The 18405-nt window shown below is 43.3% G+C and carries 16 protein-coding genes; 9 read left to right on the forward strand and 7 right to left on the reverse strand.

Features of this window, described 5'->3' with window-relative positions; translation table 11 throughout:
* The first annotated feature begins 138 nt into the window (after positions 1-138).
* From AC3A8L_RS11135 to AC3A8L_RS11175, 9 genes are all read left to right on the forward strand, one after another.
* Positions 139-651, forward strand: a complete 513-nt coding sequence (locus tag AC3A8L_RS11135; RefSeq protein WP_487962330.1) for a gluconokinase — start codon at positions 139-141, stop codon at positions 649-651.
* A gap of 131 nt (positions 652-782) precedes the next feature.
* On the forward strand, positions 783-1595 hold the full coding sequence (locus tag AC3A8L_RS11140) for a sugar-binding protein (RefSeq protein ID WP_487962331.1): 813 nt from the start codon (positions 783-785) through the stop codon (positions 1593-1595).
* 12 nt (positions 1596-1607) lie between these two features.
* The gene (locus AC3A8L_RS11145; RefSeq protein ID WP_487962332.1) at positions 1608-2612 is read left to right on the forward strand and encodes a glycosyltransferase; all 1005 of its coding nucleotides are present in this window, start codon (positions 1608-1610) and stop codon (positions 2610-2612) included.
* Between the two features lie 4 nt (positions 2613-2616).
* Positions 2617-3714, forward strand: coding sequence for an FAD-dependent oxidoreductase (locus tag AC3A8L_RS11150; protein ID WP_487962333.1), 1098 nt, complete (start codon positions 2617-2619; stop codon positions 3712-3714).
* Positions 3715-3725: 11 nt separating this feature from the next.
* On the forward strand, positions 3726-4493 hold the full coding sequence (locus AC3A8L_RS11155; protein WP_487962334.1) for a hypothetical protein: 768 nt from the start codon (positions 3726-3728) through the stop codon (positions 4491-4493).
* An 8-nt stretch (positions 4494-4501) separates the two neighbouring features.
* Complete coding sequence (locus AC3A8L_RS11160) at positions 4502-5323, forward strand: sugar phosphate isomerase/epimerase family protein (RefSeq protein ID WP_487962335.1); 822 nt, start codon at positions 4502-4504, stop codon at positions 5321-5323.
* Positions 5320-5676 (forward strand): DMT family transporter, encoded by a 357-nt coding sequence (locus tag AC3A8L_RS11165; protein ID WP_487962336.1) that lies wholly within the window; start codon positions 5320-5322, stop codon positions 5674-5676. The genes AC3A8L_RS11160 and AC3A8L_RS11165 overlap by 4 nt, the downstream gene beginning before the upstream one ends.
* A 9-nt stretch (positions 5677-5685) precedes the next feature.
* Complete coding sequence (locus tag AC3A8L_RS11170; protein ID WP_487962337.1) at positions 5686-6474, forward strand: glycosyltransferase family 2 protein; 789 nt, start codon at positions 5686-5688, stop codon at positions 6472-6474.
* Positions 6475-6493: 19 nt separating this feature from the next.
* The gene (locus tag AC3A8L_RS11175) at positions 6494-8611 is read left to right on the forward strand and encodes an ArnT family glycosyltransferase (RefSeq protein WP_487962338.1); all 2118 of its coding nucleotides are present in this window, start codon (positions 6494-6496) and stop codon (positions 8609-8611) included.
* Positions 8612-8648: 37 nt separating this feature from the next.
* Here the strand turns inward: AC3A8L_RS11175 and AC3A8L_RS11180 are convergent, their stop codons facing one another.
* From AC3A8L_RS11180 to AC3A8L_RS11210, 7 genes are all read right to left on the reverse strand, one after another.
* Positions 8649-10493 (reverse strand): NPCBM/NEW2 domain-containing protein, encoded by a 1845-nt coding sequence (locus tag AC3A8L_RS11180; protein ID WP_487962339.1) that lies wholly within the window; start codon positions 10491-10493, stop codon positions 8649-8651.
* A gap of 3 nt (positions 10494-10496) precedes the next feature.
* Positions 10497-11735, reverse strand: coding sequence for an acyltransferase family protein (locus AC3A8L_RS11185; protein ID WP_487962340.1), 1239 nt, complete (start codon positions 11733-11735; stop codon positions 10497-10499).
* Entirely contained in the window at positions 11732-13597 is a 1866-nt protein-coding gene (locus tag AC3A8L_RS11190) for an acyltransferase family protein (protein WP_487962341.1), read from the reverse strand. The genes AC3A8L_RS11185 and AC3A8L_RS11190 overlap by 4 nt, the downstream gene beginning before the upstream one ends.
* A gap of 8 nt (positions 13598-13605) precedes the next feature.
* Positions 13606-16068: a hypothetical protein gene (locus tag AC3A8L_RS11195; RefSeq protein WP_487962342.1), complete on the reverse strand. Its 2463-nt coding sequence runs from the start codon at positions 16066-16068 to the stop codon at positions 13606-13608.
* A 48-nt stretch (positions 16069-16116) separates the two neighbouring features.
* On the reverse strand, positions 16117-17061 hold the full coding sequence (locus AC3A8L_RS11200) for a glycosyltransferase family 2 protein (RefSeq protein ID WP_487962343.1): 945 nt from the start codon (positions 17059-17061) through the stop codon (positions 16117-16119).
* The gene (locus AC3A8L_RS11205) at positions 17061-17459 is read right to left on the reverse strand and encodes a GtrA family protein (protein ID WP_487962344.1); all 399 of its coding nucleotides are present in this window, start codon (positions 17457-17459) and stop codon (positions 17061-17063) included. The genes AC3A8L_RS11200 and AC3A8L_RS11205 overlap by 1 nt, the downstream gene beginning before the upstream one ends.
* 184 nt (positions 17460-17643) lie before the next feature.
* A partial coding sequence (locus tag AC3A8L_RS11210; RefSeq protein ID WP_487962345.1) for a DUF5666 domain-containing protein occupies positions 17644-18405 on the reverse strand: 762 nt, incomplete at its 5' end.

Here is an 18405-nt window from a genome sequence, read left to right on the forward strand (position 1 = left end):
GCCAAGGCATGCGCCCCTTTAAGCGCCTCGATAAGAAAGCCGATATCTTCGCCTATTTGGACAAACTATTATTGCCTCGCCCCTAAACCTCCAAGAGCTGGGCACTACGCCCAGCTCTTTTTGATCAGCAGAGTAACCATGACCCAACCCTATTTAATTATCAGCATGGGCGTAAGCGGTAGCGGTAAATCCACCGTGGCCGAGATGCTAGCGCAAAAGTTCGATCTACCGTTTTTAGAGGCCGACGACTTCCACAGCGCCGAAAACAAAGCCCACATGGCCGCAGGCAAGGCACTTACCGATGAAATGCGCGAACCTTGGATTGCCAACATCTGCAACACCATCAAAGAGGAAGGCAAAAGCTGTGTGTTAGCGTACAGCGGTTTACGCCGCGCACATCGTCAAAAATTTCGCGAGCTAGGCTTTAACACCCTCTTCCTCTACCTTAATGGCAGCAAAGAGCTTATCGCACAACGCATGAGTGACCGCGCCGGCCATTTTATGCCTGTAAGCTTGCTTGAAAGCCAGTTTGCCAGCATGGATGCCCCGCAAGATGAGCCGGATATGCAACTAGTCAGTATCGATGCGACCATCCCGGAAATTGTGCTCAACGCCACACAAGTGGCCAACAGTTTCATTGCAAAGCACTAAAAAGTGCGCGGTGTCGTGGACAGGGCAACGCCTTGTCCATACACTCACAGCCGAAAAAGCAGCCAATTATAGTCAGGCTGCTATTAATACAGGAGCTGTACGCTTCAGGACATTGTTTTTAGGGCCTTGATATGAGTTTTTACACACACCTTTTTTCCAGCATTGCACTCAGCAGCCTCGTCGCGCTAACCGCCAATGCAGGCGTTAAGCCGAGCACCGCAACAACCTATCAAGCGCCTTACGCTAAAAATGCGCCAGACATAGACGGCATTCCGCAAGATTATGCTTGGGAAAAAGCCGCTTGGCGCAACATCGACCAACTTACCGCCGGTAGCGCGCCCACTAGCGCCGATGACTTCAGTGGCCGCTATAAAGTCGTGTGGACCAAGAAGCACCTCTATATTTTGGCCGAGATTAGCGACGACATACTCATCGACAGCCACCCCGCCCCGCTAGAACACTACTGGGATGACGACGCCTTAGAGATTTTTATTGATGAGGACAACAGCGGCGGCAAGCACCTATTCACTTACAATGCTTTTGCTTATCACGTATCGCTCGACAACCAATCTGTCGATATGGGGCCGTTTTTAACCGATGCCGACAAAAAAGCCAGCAAAGCAAACGTTCGCCTTTACCCCCACCATATCAAATCACAATGGATGCGCAGCGAAAGTAACCCAAGCAAAATCTACTGGGAAGTACAACTCGCCGCCTACCCCGACACCTACAAAGACGAATACGCCCCCAACGAAAAACCCGTAAAACCGGCTAAACTCCATGAGGGAAAGAAATTAGGCTTCATGATGTCATACTGCGACAGCGACAGCGCAAACGGCCGTGACCACTTTATGGGTGACATAGATATCAAACCTGTTAACGGCGACAAGAACCGCGGGTATATTGATGCTAGTGTATTTGGGGTTTTGGAGTTGGTTAAATAAAAGGTTAGATTTATGGAGCGTGCACAAGTTTTTTTATCTGTTGTACTAGCAGTCAAAAATAGAAGCGCATTAATTGAAGAAGAGTTAAATGAACTCTCTGAGCGACTAAAGAACAATGTTACAGACTATGAAATTGTAATCGTTGACAACGCCTCAGCTGATAATACTCTAGAAAAACTGAAACATTTAACGTCTGAAGCAGGTATTCCAAACCTTCAGGTATACGCTCTAACCAAAGAGGTTAATAATGACGTTGCCTTGTGGGCAGGGCTTGAATCTTCGCTTGGCGATTACAGCTGCCTAATAAACCCCGACACAGATAGTTTTAGTCAAATCCCGGAAATGTTAACTAAAGCAATGCAGGGCTATGATGTTATATTTGGGCAAAATGACATTACAGCTAAACAGCCAGTGCCATACCGCATAGCCGAAACACTTTTCAACCGTTTATTTCATAGCTTTAACGGTATACGCCTTACAAAAGAAGCCCCGCAGTTTCGTATTCTCTCAAAAAGTGTTGTGAATTTCCTGCTCCAGCACAACCAGCCAGCCCAAGCCTATCGCCACCTCCCTGCCACAGCGGGTTTTACTAAAGCGAAGATTCATTACCGCGAAGCCATCAACAGAACACCACCCACTAAAAGCCTTTTAGAGAGTATTGATCGAGGCATGGGGTTACTTGCATCCACCACCCAAGCACCGATGCGAATAGTTACGACTCTATCTCTATTTGGGGCCGGCGCGAACTTAATCTATTCAATATACGTACTCTTAATTGCAATATTTAAGGATGATGTAGCTCCAGGCTGGCTAAGCCTATCCTTGCAACAATCAGGAATGTTCTTCCTTCTATCGCTTGTACTCATGGTACTCGGTGAATACATTATCAGCATGGTTAGTCGCAATAGTGATGGCCCCTCATTCTATATAGCGCAAGAATTCACTAGCGTAAAAATGACGCGACTAGAAAAGCTCAACCTAGAAGAAGAGCAGCCTCAAAATCCACTTGAGAACTAATGCAGTGAGATATGATGCAATAATTATAGGTGGTGGATTTTATGGTTGCTCTATTGCCATATATTTATCCCAAAAAAAAGGCTTCAAAAATGTTTTGATAATAGAACAAGAAGCTCAAATAATGCAGCGAGCCTCATATACCAATCAGGCTAGAATCCACAACGGTTACCACTACCCTCGCAGCTTTACAACGGCTTACAGAAGTCGTATAAACCTACCAAGGTTTATTGAAAAATGGCCAGAATCAGTAGTTGATGATTTCGAAAAGCTTTACGCGATTCCGCGCACAGGCTCAAAAGTAACCGCCAAACAATTTTACCGCTTCTGCAAAGAGATTGGCGCTGATATTTCTACCGCTGCTACTAGCTATGAAAAACTCTTCGATACTAAACGTATTGATAAAGTTTATAGCGTAAAGGAATTTGCATTTGACACCTCTATTCTAGCGGAGCATTGCTGGCAAGATATAAATGAAGCCGGCATAGAAGTTCACAGAAACGAAAAGGTAAGCAGGTTTTACGCCGAACCCGACAACTGTATTATTTCAACAGATATATCTGAATATTCATCTTCGTATGTTTTCAATTGTACTTATGCTGGCATAGCGCATATTCCCGGCTATCCAACTATTCACACGGGCATCAAACAAGAAATTACAGAAATGGCGCTGGTGCAAGTACCCAAAGAGCTTGAAAAAGTAGGCGTCACCGTTATGGATGGACCATTCTTTTCAGTAATGCCATTTCCAGCAAGGAATCTTCATACCCTTTCTCACGTACGGTACACACCCCATACTTCTTGGATTGATAATTCTGACGTCTCCCCTTACCAAAAACTTGAGCATTATAAGCAGGAAAGCCGAGTAGACAGAATGATTCGCGACACATCAAGATACCTGCCTTGCATCAACGAAAGCCAGTATCGAGACTCCTTATTTGAGGTGAAAACTATTTTACAGAAGAACGAGGGCGACGATGGGCGCCCAATCCTATTCACTCGACACAAAGAAGAGCCCCGGTGCTTTTCAGTGCTCGGAGGAAAAATTGATAATATTTTTGACGTTTTTGAACGTCTAAATACTGAAAAGCTTGAGACAAACTAAGGAATTAAATAATGAAAAATGCACTGATTGGTTATTCAGGGTTTGTTGGGGGCACGCTATTAAAACAAACTACATTTGATGACCTCTATCGATCAACAAATATACACGACATTCGTGGTAAAAATTATCAAACTACAGTCTGCGCTGGTGCCCCGGCTCAAAAATGGCTAGCAAACAAGGACCCTATCGATGATGCTAAAAAAATTGATGCGCTCATCGACCACCTATCAAATGTTGACTGTAAGAAGTTCATCCTAATCAGTACTGTCGATGTATTCAAAAGCCCAACAGGTGTGAACGAGACGACGGAAATTGATACTGACGATTTACATGCCTATGGCCTAAATCGTTACCGGCTTGAACAATTCGTAAAAAATCATTTTGAAGACAGCTTAATTGTTCGCCTACCAGGACTTGTAGGACCGGGACTCAAAAAGAATATTATCTTTGACTTACTCAACGACAATAACGTCAACCAAATTGAATCTCGCAACGTTTTCCAGTTCTACCCAATGGTTAACTTATGGTTTGACATTAAAACCGCACTTGAAAACAAACTGAAACTCATACACTTAACGGCAGAACCTATTTCTGTTCGCGCGATTGCCGAACAAGGCTTTGGGATTGATTTTGACAATCAAAAAAACAGCCCTGTTATTAGCTACGACTTCAAAAGCTGCCATTCACATCTCTTCGGCGCGGAGAATTACCAATACAACAAAAAAGAAACGTTAATGGCGGTACGCTCATACGCACAATCCGAATCGAAAAAGGCTTAATACAAAGCATGAAGATTTCCATATCGAATATTGCCTGGGATACAGCTCTTGACGCCAATATCAATGAGGTATTAGCCAGTAATAGTATTCAATTCATTGATATTGCTCCACCAAAATATTTCCCTAAACCAACAGCAGCCACGGAAAGAGAAATTACTACTGTTCGAGAAGCATGGGCCGAAAGAGGTATAGCGGTAGCAGGTATGCAATCGCTGCTATTCGGAACAAAAGGGCTAAATGTTTTTGGCGATGCCTGCACACAAAAGAAAATGCTTGACCATCTTGAGTCCATATGCCACATAGGAAAGCACCTCGGGGCAACTTACTTGGTGTTCGGGTCACCCAAAAATAGAGATCCCACAGGGCTTGAAAGCATCTTTATCGAAAGAACCTATTTGGATTTTTTTCGTCGACTGGGCGATATTGCAGCAAAATATAATACCATAATCTGCTTAGAACCCAATCCCAAAGAGTATGGAGCAAACTTTATGACCAATTCAGAAGAAACAGCATCGGTTGTAAGGAACATTAATCACGATTGCATCGCAATGCAACTCGACACTGGAGCGATGCTAATGAATGGCGAAAATCCCGCTCGCATCATTCAAACTCAAGCTGACATTATAGGGCACATTCATATTAGCGAGCCAAAGCTAGCCCCCGTCGGCAGCACCAGCTCTGACCACAAAATCATTGCTGCCAACATTAAAAAATACCTGCCAGAAAAAACTTGTACCATTGAGATGCTAACCAGCGCACCAGAAAAATCAATCGCAGAAGTCCAGCAAGCAGTAGAATTCACTTGTAAGCACTATGGTGACCTAAAATGAAGTGGGTAATTTTGCTAGCCGGTATCGCAGCAAACGCGTCAGCAAGCATCTTGATCAAAGTTGCTGTAACTCAGCCAAGAACCATGCCGTCATTAAGCGATATTAACGCTGCTTTACATAACTGGCCATTTTGGCTTGGTTTATTCTTCTATGGTTTGGCATTGTTGCTGTACACAGCCGCGCTTGCCAAGCTCCCGCTTAATATCGCGCACCCGATTCTCACTTCAGGGGCAATTACAAGCGTAGCTGTGGCATCCTACTTTTTTTTCAAAGAGGAAATATCCACGGCCACACTTACCGGCATCGGGTTTGTAATCGTTGGCGTCATATTAATTTCCCTACAGCCCCATTAGGAGTTCACAGTGCAGAGCGAAGAAAACTGGCAAGTACCTGAGTACAAAGTGACTTTCACCACCGAGCCCACACAAAAATACTGTGTTGTCATTCCAGTAATTAACGAAGGCGAAAGGGTTATCACCCTCTTACAAAAAATGGTCGATAGCAACGTCAGTGACTCAGCCGACATTATTTTAATGGATGGCGGCAGCAGTGACGGTTCGACCGAAGAAAAGCGCCTTAAAAAACTCACGGTACACTCTCTACTAGTCAAAACAGGAAAGGGCAATCTTAGCGCCCAATTAAGGTGTGCTTATGCTCACGCATTAAAAGCGGGCTACAATGGCATCATTACAATTGATGGTAATAATAAAGATGACCCGGCTGAAATACCTTTATTTATTAAAGCGCTAGATGAAGGCGTAGACTTTGCCCAAGGGTCGCGCTTCATTAAAGGGGGGAAAGGCGTTAATACACCCAGCAGCCGTCACTTCGCCATCAAGTGCATCCATGCACCACTGCTTTCTGTTTTTTCGGGGTTTAACTGGACAGATACGACTCAAGGCTTTAGAGCCTATTCGGCTAACATGCTAAATGACGACCGAATTTCTGCATTTCGCGATGTCTTTGACACCTATGAACTACTCGCATACTTAAGCTATAGGGCCCCTAAACTTGGATATAAATGTAAAGAGGTACCTACCTCTCGCGTTTACCCTAAAGGGGAAGTACCTACCAAGATTAGTAGTTTTTCAGGTAATCTACTCGTATTAAAAATACTACTCAAAGCTTGCTTCAAGCAATATAACCCCTGATATTCGACATAGAGTTAATATGACTATTACGGCAGGACCCCATACAGCACAGCCCAAAATAAGGGGTGATAATTCACAGAAAGAAAAGGGCAGACTACTCTCTCAAAAGAGCTGCATTCTATATTTCTCTGTAGGTGTCGCCTTACTCTGGACAATATCATTCTACCCTGGAATATTATACTCAGATAGTGTGCCACGCTGGCAACTAGCCATAGAAGTTGCTAAAAACGGTTTCACTCATGTAGCATTTTTTGGAAGTCACCACCCTGTGATTCCCTCCTTTATGCAAGCGCCATTTTACTCACTAACCAATGAAGTAGGATTTTACATATTCTGCCAAGCAACAGCATTTTGCCTAGCTCTTTTCTACTTTGTTAGAACGTTTACAAAATCATCAACTTCTCAAATCATAACCGGGCTAGTAATACTAAGCCCGATCAATCATATTTACGCTATCTTCCATAGCTTTGATTCAGTCTTTGCCATTTCTTTTATTGCTCTTTCTGCAAGCTTAATTCGACTAAAGTTGACCCTTGGAAAAAGGCGCTACTGGCTTCTATCCCTTGCATTTTTCTTCCTATGTGTCTCCTCACGACTCAATGCCATACTATTAATATTCCCGATAGCCTTATACACATCACCTTTATTGAGACCTTTTTCTCGCAAGAAACTACTGACAATTACAATAACCACACTGTGGATTTTATCCGCCACAACCCCTGTATTAATACCGGGAATCCTACAAATGAAGGGAGGAAACTCCTGGGCCATTGGATTTTCCTGGGAATATGCAAACCTAGCCAGTAAATCAACAAACGAAAAACACCAAGAGTTCCTAGGAAAAATAGGAGCATCAACAGAAAAAATATCCGAAAACATATGCTACAACGGAATATGGTGCGGCCATGAACACAGGGAAGTAATCAGCAAAGTTCAGGGTAGTAGTGAAAGATCCAAAGAGGTTTTCAAAAATTACCTAGACATCGCCATTAATGAACCCGCTCTATTTTGGGGCGAAAAGGCCAAGTACCTCAATAGCTTACTGGGCATCAGCAGACCAATCGAAAATTTTGAAATAGCAAAATGGAGAAGTGGTAACTGGGAGGATGAATTCCATCAGTTTGATTTCCATACAGCTCAGTCAAAAGAAAATATTATAGATAACTATTTTGCCTTTTCCAAAACGCACAACTACTTGTTTAAGCCTTATTTAATATTTTTACTGCTAATAGTCGTCATAGTGCTCCCCCTCTTTTTAAAGAACTCGCCAAAATATAAAGACCTATCTGCAGCGGCCGCATTTAGTATTTTATATTATGCTACATTCTTTGTTACCGCACAAAACCATGAATTTCGCTATTTTTATCCTAGCCTCCTGTTAGCAGTAGGCATTCTCATTGCGTTCACAGGCATTATCATTCAAAAGAATCTTAGCCGAAAAGTCATCATTAGTGTGGCAGGGGGAATTGTGATTACTCTCTGGTGCGCGAATACATTCCGAATATACAACAAAAACAAAGAGATAGAGGAGTTATTTCATAACCACCAAATATTAGAGTTAACAGAGAGTATGAGTGCTGTATACACAGCAAAAAATTCTATCGTTTATCGCAGCAAGAATTGCCAGTTAAACATAAAGCACAGATTTTTCCTTCACACAAAACTCATACAGAAAAGTGCGCACAACACACGAAAGAACCTAGATTTCTACTGGAAAGATAACGCAATAGAAGAGTCAGCCTTTATCGAAAATTGCTACGCTGAAATCCCACTAAATCAAGACGAACTCATTAGCTTTGGAACAGGACAGTTCGAAGCAAATAACAACAGAACGTGGGCGGTAGAAATAACGCCTGAGGATATTGAAATAAAAGTACCTTATAAGATTCAACCCGTAGAGCTGACTGATGGCAATTGGGAAAATGGGTTATCAAAAAAGCAGGCTGGTTTTTTTATCCTCAACACCCCTCAAAATAGAAAGCTCACACACGGAACTGAGATATTACTGCCCAACTCAGAAAAAAGGAAAATAACGAACATTCACATGACGGAAAAATATATAAACATTGATATTAGTGGCAAAAAAGTCCCAGCAAGCGCAGGCTCTCCAAACTGGATTCAAGTACTCACACAATAAAATAAGTACGCCCCTTCTTTGCGAAGGGGCGGTCTACCTACTGACATATTTTAACCACAGGCCTAAGCCAAAGACCATGGTCACACAGCTTGTGTACGCCGCCATAAGTCTTCAGCAATAACTCTGAGCCACCAGCCACATCAAGATTAACAAAACGCAATTGATCACGCTTAAGGTGCTCTTCAAGCACTGACTCCCCATCTAGAAACACGCTAAAGAGCATTCCGTCAGAACACGTAGCCGTATCGGCCAACCCAAAACCTATATTTAAAGACTCAGCCCCATCTGGTAACACAGTCCTCCAGCTGCTACTTCCATGCACTCCCAGCCCTGCAGAAAATTTTACGCTCTTCACGTAAAGCCCTGTATTAATAGGCTTTGAAACACCAGCATTAATACCCAACCGCCCCCAGTCCTGCTCCCCACTAAAGCTACTACTGGGGACACTGCGATAACAGTCCTTACTGCCTGAGGAGGGCGAAATATAATAATACCGCCCCTGCCCTAGCAACACAGATGAAATCCCCTCTCTATTTAAGTGACCATTAACTTCTGAAATGTGCGCAAGGTGTGCTGTATCATCAGATTTACCAACATCACCAGCCAGAGACTCAAGGTAGGACTTTCTCAACGAGCCAGCCCTCGATGTCACTATTACATCCGTCTGGCCTAATAGCGCATACTCCCAAGCATTCCATAACTCCGCCTGATACTTATTTTCAATCCTGCTTTTAGTAAGGGCCAAATAATTAACAGTAAAGATAAGGCCAAACAGCACAATAATGCATCGACTAAAAAATCTCACATAACGATTAAAATCTAATGCCACCAAACCGATGCCTGTCAACCAAATAATAGGTAGCCAAACCAAAGTAAGCCGAGCCATTTCTGCTCTAAATGTGGATACAACTAGTACCCCAAGAATGAGCCAAGAGAGCATTAAGCGATCTATTCTTGTACCATCATTAATAGCCTTGATGGCTCCAAATATCAAAAAAGGAATAAGAAAGAAGTAATGCCCGCCCCATCGAAGGTGTCCATACTCAATAGCACGATCACTATAAGACCCAAATATAAAACGGGAGTAAGTGATCATTTGATCAGGTATTTGCAAATACCCATTAGGGCTAGTCAAGAGAAACTCACTACAAAAAAAAGTAAGGCTACTCGAGCTAAACAGAGGGATCCCGAACAAGCTCGGTGAAACATCGTTTGTATTAAGCAACCAAAAGAATGTAACTAACAACAATAATATTAAACAACATGCACCTACATAAGCCAACCTTAGCGATTTTTCACATCCATGAATTTTCAAAAGCCCATGCATCAGCACGCAAAAGTATAAAGGTGAAAAAAGTAAAGCTTCACGCGAAGAAAAGACTGATAAGATCATCACCAAACTAACGATAACAACAGCTAGCCACGTAGCCTTTACTCTCTCAATAACCAATATTGAAATTAACACAAAGTAGGGTAACAAAAGACCGGGGTTCGCCCAGGTTGAAGCAGCAATATGCCAAGGACTCGTTAATATCACCAACATCAAGCCAACACGAAAACTAGCTTGATATTGCCGACTGAGACGCCAAAGGACATATATTGTTACGATAGAGAAAAATAACAGCGGTAGACGAATAAGCGAATCAGACAGCCCAAAACTCTCGACAAAGGGTGACAAAAATAAACCATATAGTAGACCCTGCTCATTTGTAAACCAACTAACCTCCTCTCCCTGAACTAAGCGCAAAGCCAGAAGACCAGACTCAATTTCCAAATCCAGTAAGCCTGTGGAGTATGCAGGTAAACCCGACAACCTGACACAGATAAAAAAAGATACTAAGGCTAACCCAAGTACCCAATAATAGGTTTCTTTTTTTAACATCGCTTAACACCCTTTTCCGCAGGGGGGTAAAAGTATCACCTTGCTTTGATCCGTATCTGTTAAATCTTTAAATATATGCTTTTTAACCCAGCCATTAAGTGGGGACACACACTTAATGGCTGGCGCCTCAATCCAATACCAGGATATTGCTGATACGCCAATAATAATTGGGGTACATAAGTAGATCACACCCCAGAATTGATTAACCGACATTACAAGCCGATCTTCAAGCGGGATAACAAACATAAACACCACATACAGAACCAAACCGTGCAGTAAATAAACACCGTAACTCACCGTACTCAACGCTCTCGCTGCCTTGGAGGTAAATAATCCGAATACAGATACACCCGAAGCTAAAGCCGATAGAACAAAGGTAAATAACATTAGCCGAGGAAAGTTCATACGCCCATGAAAGGAGGAATAGCCAATAACCAACGCAGCCAACACCAACCAATGCGCTCCAGTACCACTTAAATAAGGCCGAAACCACCCCCCACGTACAATAGTTGCAGCTATAACCCCACCAAGGAATGAATAGAATAAACTTTTATCCAACGCCCAAGAGTCAACAAATACGATACACAGCAAGCTTACAGACAGCCAAAAAACTGATTGACTCCTCACTCCTAGCAGTAACCCTAACGTAGGTAACATAAAATAGAAAAACCATTCATACGGTAAAGTCCAAATAACACCGGCCGCATAAAGACCCATGTCAGCCTGACCATTAAACCCTTCGTACCCCGGTACAGTAAATAGCAACCAAGTAATGAGCTGAGACCGAAGCTGTGTAGATGTTGATATTTGAACAAAATTAGAATTCCACACTGCGATACATAACATGATAGCTAGCAATGTGAAATATAGCGGCCCTAGACGCATAAGACGAGAGATGAATATCCTGCCCCAATCAACATCCTTTCCTCGACTATCAATTAACTTCACCGAAAAAAGGAACCCTGTCAGCATGAAAAAAACACCGACACTCGCATTCCCTAAATTCCCATAAAGATGCGATAGGCCACCATGCCAACCATCATCCTTATGATAGTTTATCCAGTAGGACGCATGATGCAAAAACACACCAAAAGCCATAAATCCTCTAAGGCCATCTAAAGCAGAAAACTCATGCTTGGAGGAGTCACTCAAATCCTTAACGAATAGCCTTGAAAACAATAAGGCTAGTAAGGTCAGGGTTACGATATGTAGAAAACCATCATTAACGACATACTTCATCATTGCGGCAACCTCTCTCTAATACTTCGAGCGACCCTCATAGAGGCCGACCTTGTCATGTGACCATAATCCCAAGCAAATGGCTCAAATCCACCTTCACCATCCTTCACAACAGCTAAACAACTATCGTCCCTACACAAATCGTCAGCGAGAGACATAAAAACACCTCCGTATTTAGCCGTTATTAATTCTAGTTTCTTATCTTGTTCCCGAATGTCATCCAATAATGGCACTTCCACATAAACCTCTCGCGCCAGTGGTATAGCATTTTTCACTAACGTATCCGGTAAAGTCGGAATCCATTGCGGAACAACGCCAACAACAACAATATGAACCTCGGGAATATTTTCATTTAAATATTTTAAAGACTCCTCAATACGCCATATAGCTTCACCATAGCCTAGCCAATTGGCATGGATCACTACCGTTTTAGGTTTTAGTCGAATCAAATACTCGAGAGCTAAATTATTGATCCCCTCGCAGTAAACCCTCCCTTTAGTAGAAAACCCTTTGAGTGGAGGACAAGCAGATGCTGTCACTTGTGCAAAATTCGGCCACATCTGGGCAGCGCCATAAGACATTGCAGCAGCGTGCGAGTCCCCCCACAGAAATGTTTCCACGTCTTCGGGGATGCACGTTTCTGCTAAAGCACTAGCATCCTGAGCAGGCGAAAGAAAACACTCGCCATCACGATACGCTTCCGAGAAATCATATTGTTTGACCGCCAATACATCAGCCATACTTCCAAAACGCGCCGGAAATCCGTTGTTAGCAATATAAATAGCACCAATAGTGGTCGATAAATATATCCCACCTATCGAAAAAAGAGTGATCGCCCTTGCCGACACCTTAGTCTTATCCCTAAACGGCCCCTCAACATATTTCCAGCTTAGTAACGCGAGTAAAACCGAAACCACCGATAGAATCAAAAACGTGACTGAAGATGTAGCGCCTGCACTATAAATTCTATAAAATGCAAAAATTGGCTGATGCCATAAATAAGCGCCATAACTGATTAAACCAATCCCCACAAAAATTCTAAAAGACAAAAAACGGTAAACCCATCCCCCCTCTCTCGAAAAAGCCATAACACACACTGCACCAATAACAGCCGGCAATGCCCAAGCACCAGGAACCGCGTGACTTTCGTCTAAGTAAAAAACAGAACATATAATTGACAAAAAACCTACGCCAGCCAAAAACGATGCAACTGATGCCGGTAGGCTTCGAAGATAAGGCGCGCAAATCGCGGCAACGCAACCAAACCCCAACTCCCAAGCTCGTGTGGGAAGTAAATAGAAATTTGCATCTGGACTTCCTGTAGAAAGATAAAGAGACAAACCAAAGCTCACAACACACAACAATACTAAAGTCAGCGCAGTAGCTCCTCGCTTAAAAGCCACCAAACCTAGCAACACCAACGGGAAAAAAATATAAAATTGCTCCTCCACCGATAGTGTCCACGTGTGTAAGAGGGGTTTCAAGTCTGCCGCACTTTCAAAGTAACCACTTTCCATCCAAAAAAGTATATTCGAGGAGAAAAGGTTAACGCCAATTATACTCTGCCCAAAGCTTTTAAGTTCAGAGGGTAACAACAAAGCGTATGCGAATGGCATACAAGAAAATAGCACCAGTAATAATGCAGGTAATATCCGTCTTGCGCGACGCTCATAAAAACCAGCCAGTGAAAAACGTCCATCCTGCATCTCTCGATAAATTATTGTGGTAATAAGAAAACCACTAATCACAAAAAATACATCTACACCGATATACCCGCCTGAAAACCAAGAAAACCCGGCATGGAAAAGGATAACTGGGGCTACAGCAAATGCGCGCAACCCATCAATATCTGACCTATATATCATGTCAACTTCTATTCTTCAGGATTGCTAAAGGATCGCATAAGCGCTCCATCAGGGGATAACGGTGATCCTTCGCAAAAAGCATTGATATATTTACGGTTAGACTCAATGCGCTCAATTTTAATCGCCCCACCAGTCGCTAATGTAAAGCTAGCGCCAGCAGTTAGTAGCTGACGATGACGCTGCGTGTTTTGCACAAAAAAACCGCACCCGCGACGGGCATACCCGTTAACCCAATACCCATCGGTATGCCGCTCAGGAACAATTTTTTCATTAATTGCCGATAGCAGCTTAAATTCGGCAGGAAAGCCGACATCGTCAACATTTAAGATATCACCATCGAGATATATGTTAATGAACCTGCCGTAGGTTTTAATCTTCTCAATAGCTCTTATCTCTCCCGTATGAAACTCAACAAGCTTTCCTTTGGTAAAAGCGGCTAAGTTTTCTTTATTCGCTATTACAAAAAAACCAGCATAGAACCGCGAAACCCCACGGTTCCAATTTCGATCAGTGAAAACCTCTGGCAAACGCTGATAGCCAAGAGTCTCAAAAACATGCTCAGAAACTGGCGGTATATATCGCGCCTTACAGCCAATCAAATACGGTTCCTGCTTTGCAGAGCCGCCCAAAATCACACCCCGAAAATAATTACCTTCGCTACCGACCTTAACCGGAAAACGATGCACAACCTGACTTGCGTCAAGAGGACTAAAGCCTCCACCAGTCCACGCATAATTAATATTATTCTGCATCATGATTAATGAGCGAGAAGGTAACCTTCGCCCATCGATAACTAACTCTACTTCATGGTAGCCCGAGCGTTCCGATTGAACATAAAACCCATTATTGGCATCCAATTCACACTCAGCTTCAGGGAATTGAAAACTAGCTCCGTCTCGTTTTTTCCATACAACAGTTGTTGGGGATTGAAAGACAACATCGTAGCCTCGAATTAATTCACGATAAAGCCAATAATTTGATGTCAAACTCCAAGCCTGCCATGCAGAAAATCCGCGCAGCGTCGTTGTGACGATATCTTGTCCTGAAAAAAAGTATTCGCGCTGCTCCCCTAGCGCATGGATAGCAGCATCGACCCTGGCCCCGTGCTGCCTATTCACCGCACTCCACAACCCCCAGTACTCCTCTAGCGAAGAATTATCACGATGCTCTTTCGCCAATGCTATATAGGGAGCCCAATTATTGGTTAGGTAACCACCCAACGACGGCTCAAAATAATGACCTGGAGATATTTTAAGCTCATCATGCTTTTGGATATACTCTGAAAGCGTCATGGCACAAAACGTCAGCGCCAATATAGGCATTGCATACACAGCCCCTCCCGCAAATAACAACCGCCAAGACTGCAAGACTCTAAATTTCTCACTAATTTTAGAATACAAAAATCGAAGCGCGGCTATGACCAAGGCCGCAAAGGTCGTATAGCTCCAGATTAAATAGGACTGTTCATACCATGCTTTATGCCCCCCAACCGTTGCTAGTACACCACCCAAAAAAAGTGATAACCCGATACCACACAAAAATATCCACGCCGTATTTCTCAGCCAAATAGCCGCGCCAAATAAAGCCGGCAACAACCAAATATAAGGATAATAGTCAAGCATCACTTTCGAGTTAATATCTGCCCATGTAAATATTTTTGAGGATTCCGTCCAGGGAGCAAAGTACCAATATTGATCATGCCGAACATCAATAAAATTATAACTTAGTAGCTCAACTAAGTGCCCCCCGGTTGCAATCATCAAAAATAATGCCATCGCAACTAAAACAGCAATCCCAAGTAGGCACAGTTGAGAACGTCGAATATCACCTCGTATAAACAGATACAAAGAGATTAGACCGCCAACAAACAACGAAGGCAAAGCAAAGTCATTTGCCCATAGAGCAGCAACTCCACACACACTAGCGACACCAAGCAACTTAAATAAAGGTCGCCAACGTGTAATGAAAATACTGTAACAAACAAAAAGACCAATGTAAGGAAAAAACCTCCGTAAAGACCTTAAGCTGGTACCTGGGTGTACTAATTCATTAAATAATAAAGGGCCGGTCGGTGGGAAAAAATAGAAATAGGCAATAAAAAAAAATCCGGCAATTAGCGCATAGTAGCGGTGTGATCGATCAAGCGCCAAGCGGAAGACAATATAAATCGATACTCCGCTAGCCATTAACGTACCAAAATAACCTGCAAATACAGATGCCGATAGGTCTGCACCTAAAAACCAAAAAAATGGATACAGGAGAAAGGTTATACCAATGCCCAGGTAGGGTAAAAAGTCCCGCCCAGGTAACTGACCATCATAAATACGAAAAAGGCTGCTAGCAGTTTGAAAAGCCCCATCAAGATGGTAAGTAGGGATTTGTAATGCCGCCTCAAGGGCGATAAAAGAAACCGATAATGTCGATAACGCCACTACCAGAAAAAAATTCCATTTAACAATACTACTAATCATTTTTAATTCTCTAAACTACAAAATATAAACCAGCATAAAATAGCTTAATTACTTAACAATCGTATCAATATGGTATTTAGGGCGCCCTTTAACTTCAGCATATATCTTCGCCATATACTCACCCAACACCCCCAAACACATCAACTGAACACTACCAATAAAAAGCAGCGGCAAGAGAATGGAGGCCCAACCAGGAATCGCACTATCTGTGAAAATCCGAACACCTAATACCCACACAATCATCGCCAAACTTAAAAGCCCTGCAGCAAACCCCATAACGGTAATCGCTCGTAATGGCACCGTCGAAAACGAAGAGACCCCTTCCCAGGCAAAACTCAACATTTTACGTAACGGATACTTGCTCTCTCCAGCAAAACGCTCTTGGCGCTCATACTCTACCGTTGAAGACGAAAATCCCACCTCTCTCACAATGCCGCGCAAAAATAGATTCGCTTCTGGATACTCTTTAAAAGCCTCTAGGGCCTTACGGGACATCAAGCGAAAATCGGCGTGATTAAACACTAAATCTACCCCCATTTTTCGCATTAAGTGATAGTAGCCCTCTGCCGTGAAGCGCTTGAAAAAAGTGTCTGTTTTTCGCTCAGAACGTACGCCATAAACAACTTCAAAACCTTTAGCGTACTCATCCACCATAGCTTCAATGTTTTCGGGGCCATCTTGTAAGTCAGCGTCTATGCTTACAACAAGGTCTTCGGTCGTGGAACACAGCCCGGCATACAGTGCATTTTGGTGTCCTTTATTACACGACAACTTAATCGCTACCGTATGCTCATCAGCTTGCGCTTTTGCCTCTAGAATTTCCCACGTTTTATCTTTGCTACCGTCATCAACAAAGTACAACTTGGAGCCGGTGCAAATTTTTTGCTTGGCGATTAAGGCTTGAATAACGCCATCTAATACAGAGAAAGTTTCAGCAAGTACTTCTTCCTCGTTATAACAAGGTACTACTATCGCTAAAGATGGAGCTTTCATTATTCTGCTCTCCGATATATCCAATATTTGTGAAGTAAGTAGTTGGTCACCAATGCGGCCAAAATGGCTATGATTTGCGCGGCCATATACGGCAAGTAAGGTAGGAAAAACGCAAACACCATTGTATTCACCGCGACCCCAACAGCGACAACGCCCAGAAATTTAGGCAACGTCACCCAATGGCTTTGCCGGCTACCAAACGTAATATAGTAGTTCAGGAAATAGTTATATGCCGAACTCAACAAGTAAGCCGATGCCGATGCTATAACCTCACCGCTCCCAAACACTTCGATTAAGAGTAACAATAAAGCTAATTGCACCAAAGTCGCAGAACCTCCCACAAACAGGAAAGCCAACAACTGGCGACTTAGCAAACGCTGCAAACTACAAATCAACAAACGGTCATCTCGATCAAAAAGGTGCTCATGATAACGAAATCACAAGGCAGTTGGGCGCGAAATGTATCAAAGTCTCTAAAATGGCGCCGGCAGGATTCACACTTTTACAAAACATTACAGATACGCCACCCAAAAACCAAAAAGCCCCTCGCTTTCACGAAGGGCTCTTAATGGGCTACCAACTTTACGGGGTGGTTTCTACAGGGATTGCCTCACCGACAATAAAGGGGCCTTCTCTATCCACCATATAGTGAAGCTTATCGGCAAATACGCCATTTTCACCACGATCATCCCCCTGTAGATTTATCCATACTGTACGCCCCTGAAGCAGTAATGCGTAAAGCTCGTCCAGAAGCTCCAATGTCACCGTGTACTCTGCTCGCACACCATTTTCAACAAACACTTTAGAATAGTTACTCTCGGCGATTTTTATACGCACCACAGTTTTTTTTATGCTGGGGTCAAGGCTACCGATTTCCATGGTAGACATAGCAGGGTGCGCGGCATGCAAACGGCCCGAGAACAAAAGGTTTTCGCCAGTCGCATCACTGGGGTTACCCAAAGGGAAGCCCCAGTCGTACTTCACAACGTCAGTACCATCAAACTTACGATCATTTAAGCCCAACACTGTACGCTTAAGACTTAACGCTTCGTAGCCATCCTCGTGTGCAACGGCGCTTACAACCACATAATCATTTAACCGAAAGTCAGCTAGCGTTAAACGTGCATGGGCTTGCTGGATATCGACCAAGCTTGTCGTGGTGACAATATCAAACACGTCGCCACCCACGGTGATCGTTTGGCTATCGGCGTCGATAGCTTCAATAACACCGGCAAAGCTGAGTTTACTCGCGAATTCGACAATCTTAATCGAGTGCGCCTCTAACTTATTAACAGCCGTTGGCGTGCCGCGTACGACCACCAACTGGCCGCTCTGTAAGTCACC

Source organism: Marinagarivorans sp. (assembly GCF_982758155.1).

Coding starts and splice junctions, on each gene's coding strand:
- AC3A8L_RS11195 (WP_487962342.1), bottom strand. CDS start 16,068: ATGATTAGTAGTATTGTTAAATGGAATTTTTTTCTGGTAGTGGCGTTA.
- AC3A8L_RS11145 (WP_487962332.1), top strand. CDS start 1,608: ATGGAGCGTGCACAAGTTTTTTTATCTGTTGTACTAGCAGTCAAAAAT.
- AC3A8L_RS11185 (WP_487962340.1), bottom strand. CDS start 11,735: ATGATGAAGTATGTCGTTAATGATGGTTTTCTACATATCGTAACCCTG.
- AC3A8L_RS11155 (WP_487962334.1), top strand. CDS start 3,726: ATGAAAAATGCACTGATTGGTTATTCAGGGTTTGTTGGGGGCACGCTA.
- AC3A8L_RS11140 (WP_487962331.1), top strand. CDS start 783: ATGAGTTTTTACACACACCTTTTTTCCAGCATTGCACTCAGCAGCCTC.
- AC3A8L_RS11165 (WP_487962336.1), top strand. CDS start 5,320: ATGAAGTGGGTAATTTTGCTAGCCGGTATCGCAGCAAACGCGTCAGCA.
- AC3A8L_RS11135 (WP_487962330.1), top strand. CDS start 139: ATGACCCAACCCTATTTAATTATCAGCATGGGCGTAAGCGGTAGCGGT.
- AC3A8L_RS11200 (WP_487962343.1), bottom strand. CDS start 17,061: ATGAAAGCTCCATCTTTAGCGATAGTAGTACCTTGTTATAACGAGGAA.
- AC3A8L_RS11160 (WP_487962335.1), top strand. CDS start 4,502: ATGAAGATTTCCATATCGAATATTGCCTGGGATACAGCTCTTGACGCC.
- AC3A8L_RS11175 (WP_487962338.1), top strand. CDS start 6,494: ATGACTATTACGGCAGGACCCCATACAGCACAGCCCAAAATAAGGGGT.
- AC3A8L_RS11190 (WP_487962341.1), bottom strand. CDS start 13,597: ATGATATATAGGTCAGATATTGATGGGTTGCGCGCATTTGCTGTAGCC.
- AC3A8L_RS11180 (WP_487962339.1), bottom strand. CDS start 10,493: ATGTTAAAAAAAGAAACCTATTATTGGGTACTTGGGTTAGCCTTAGTA.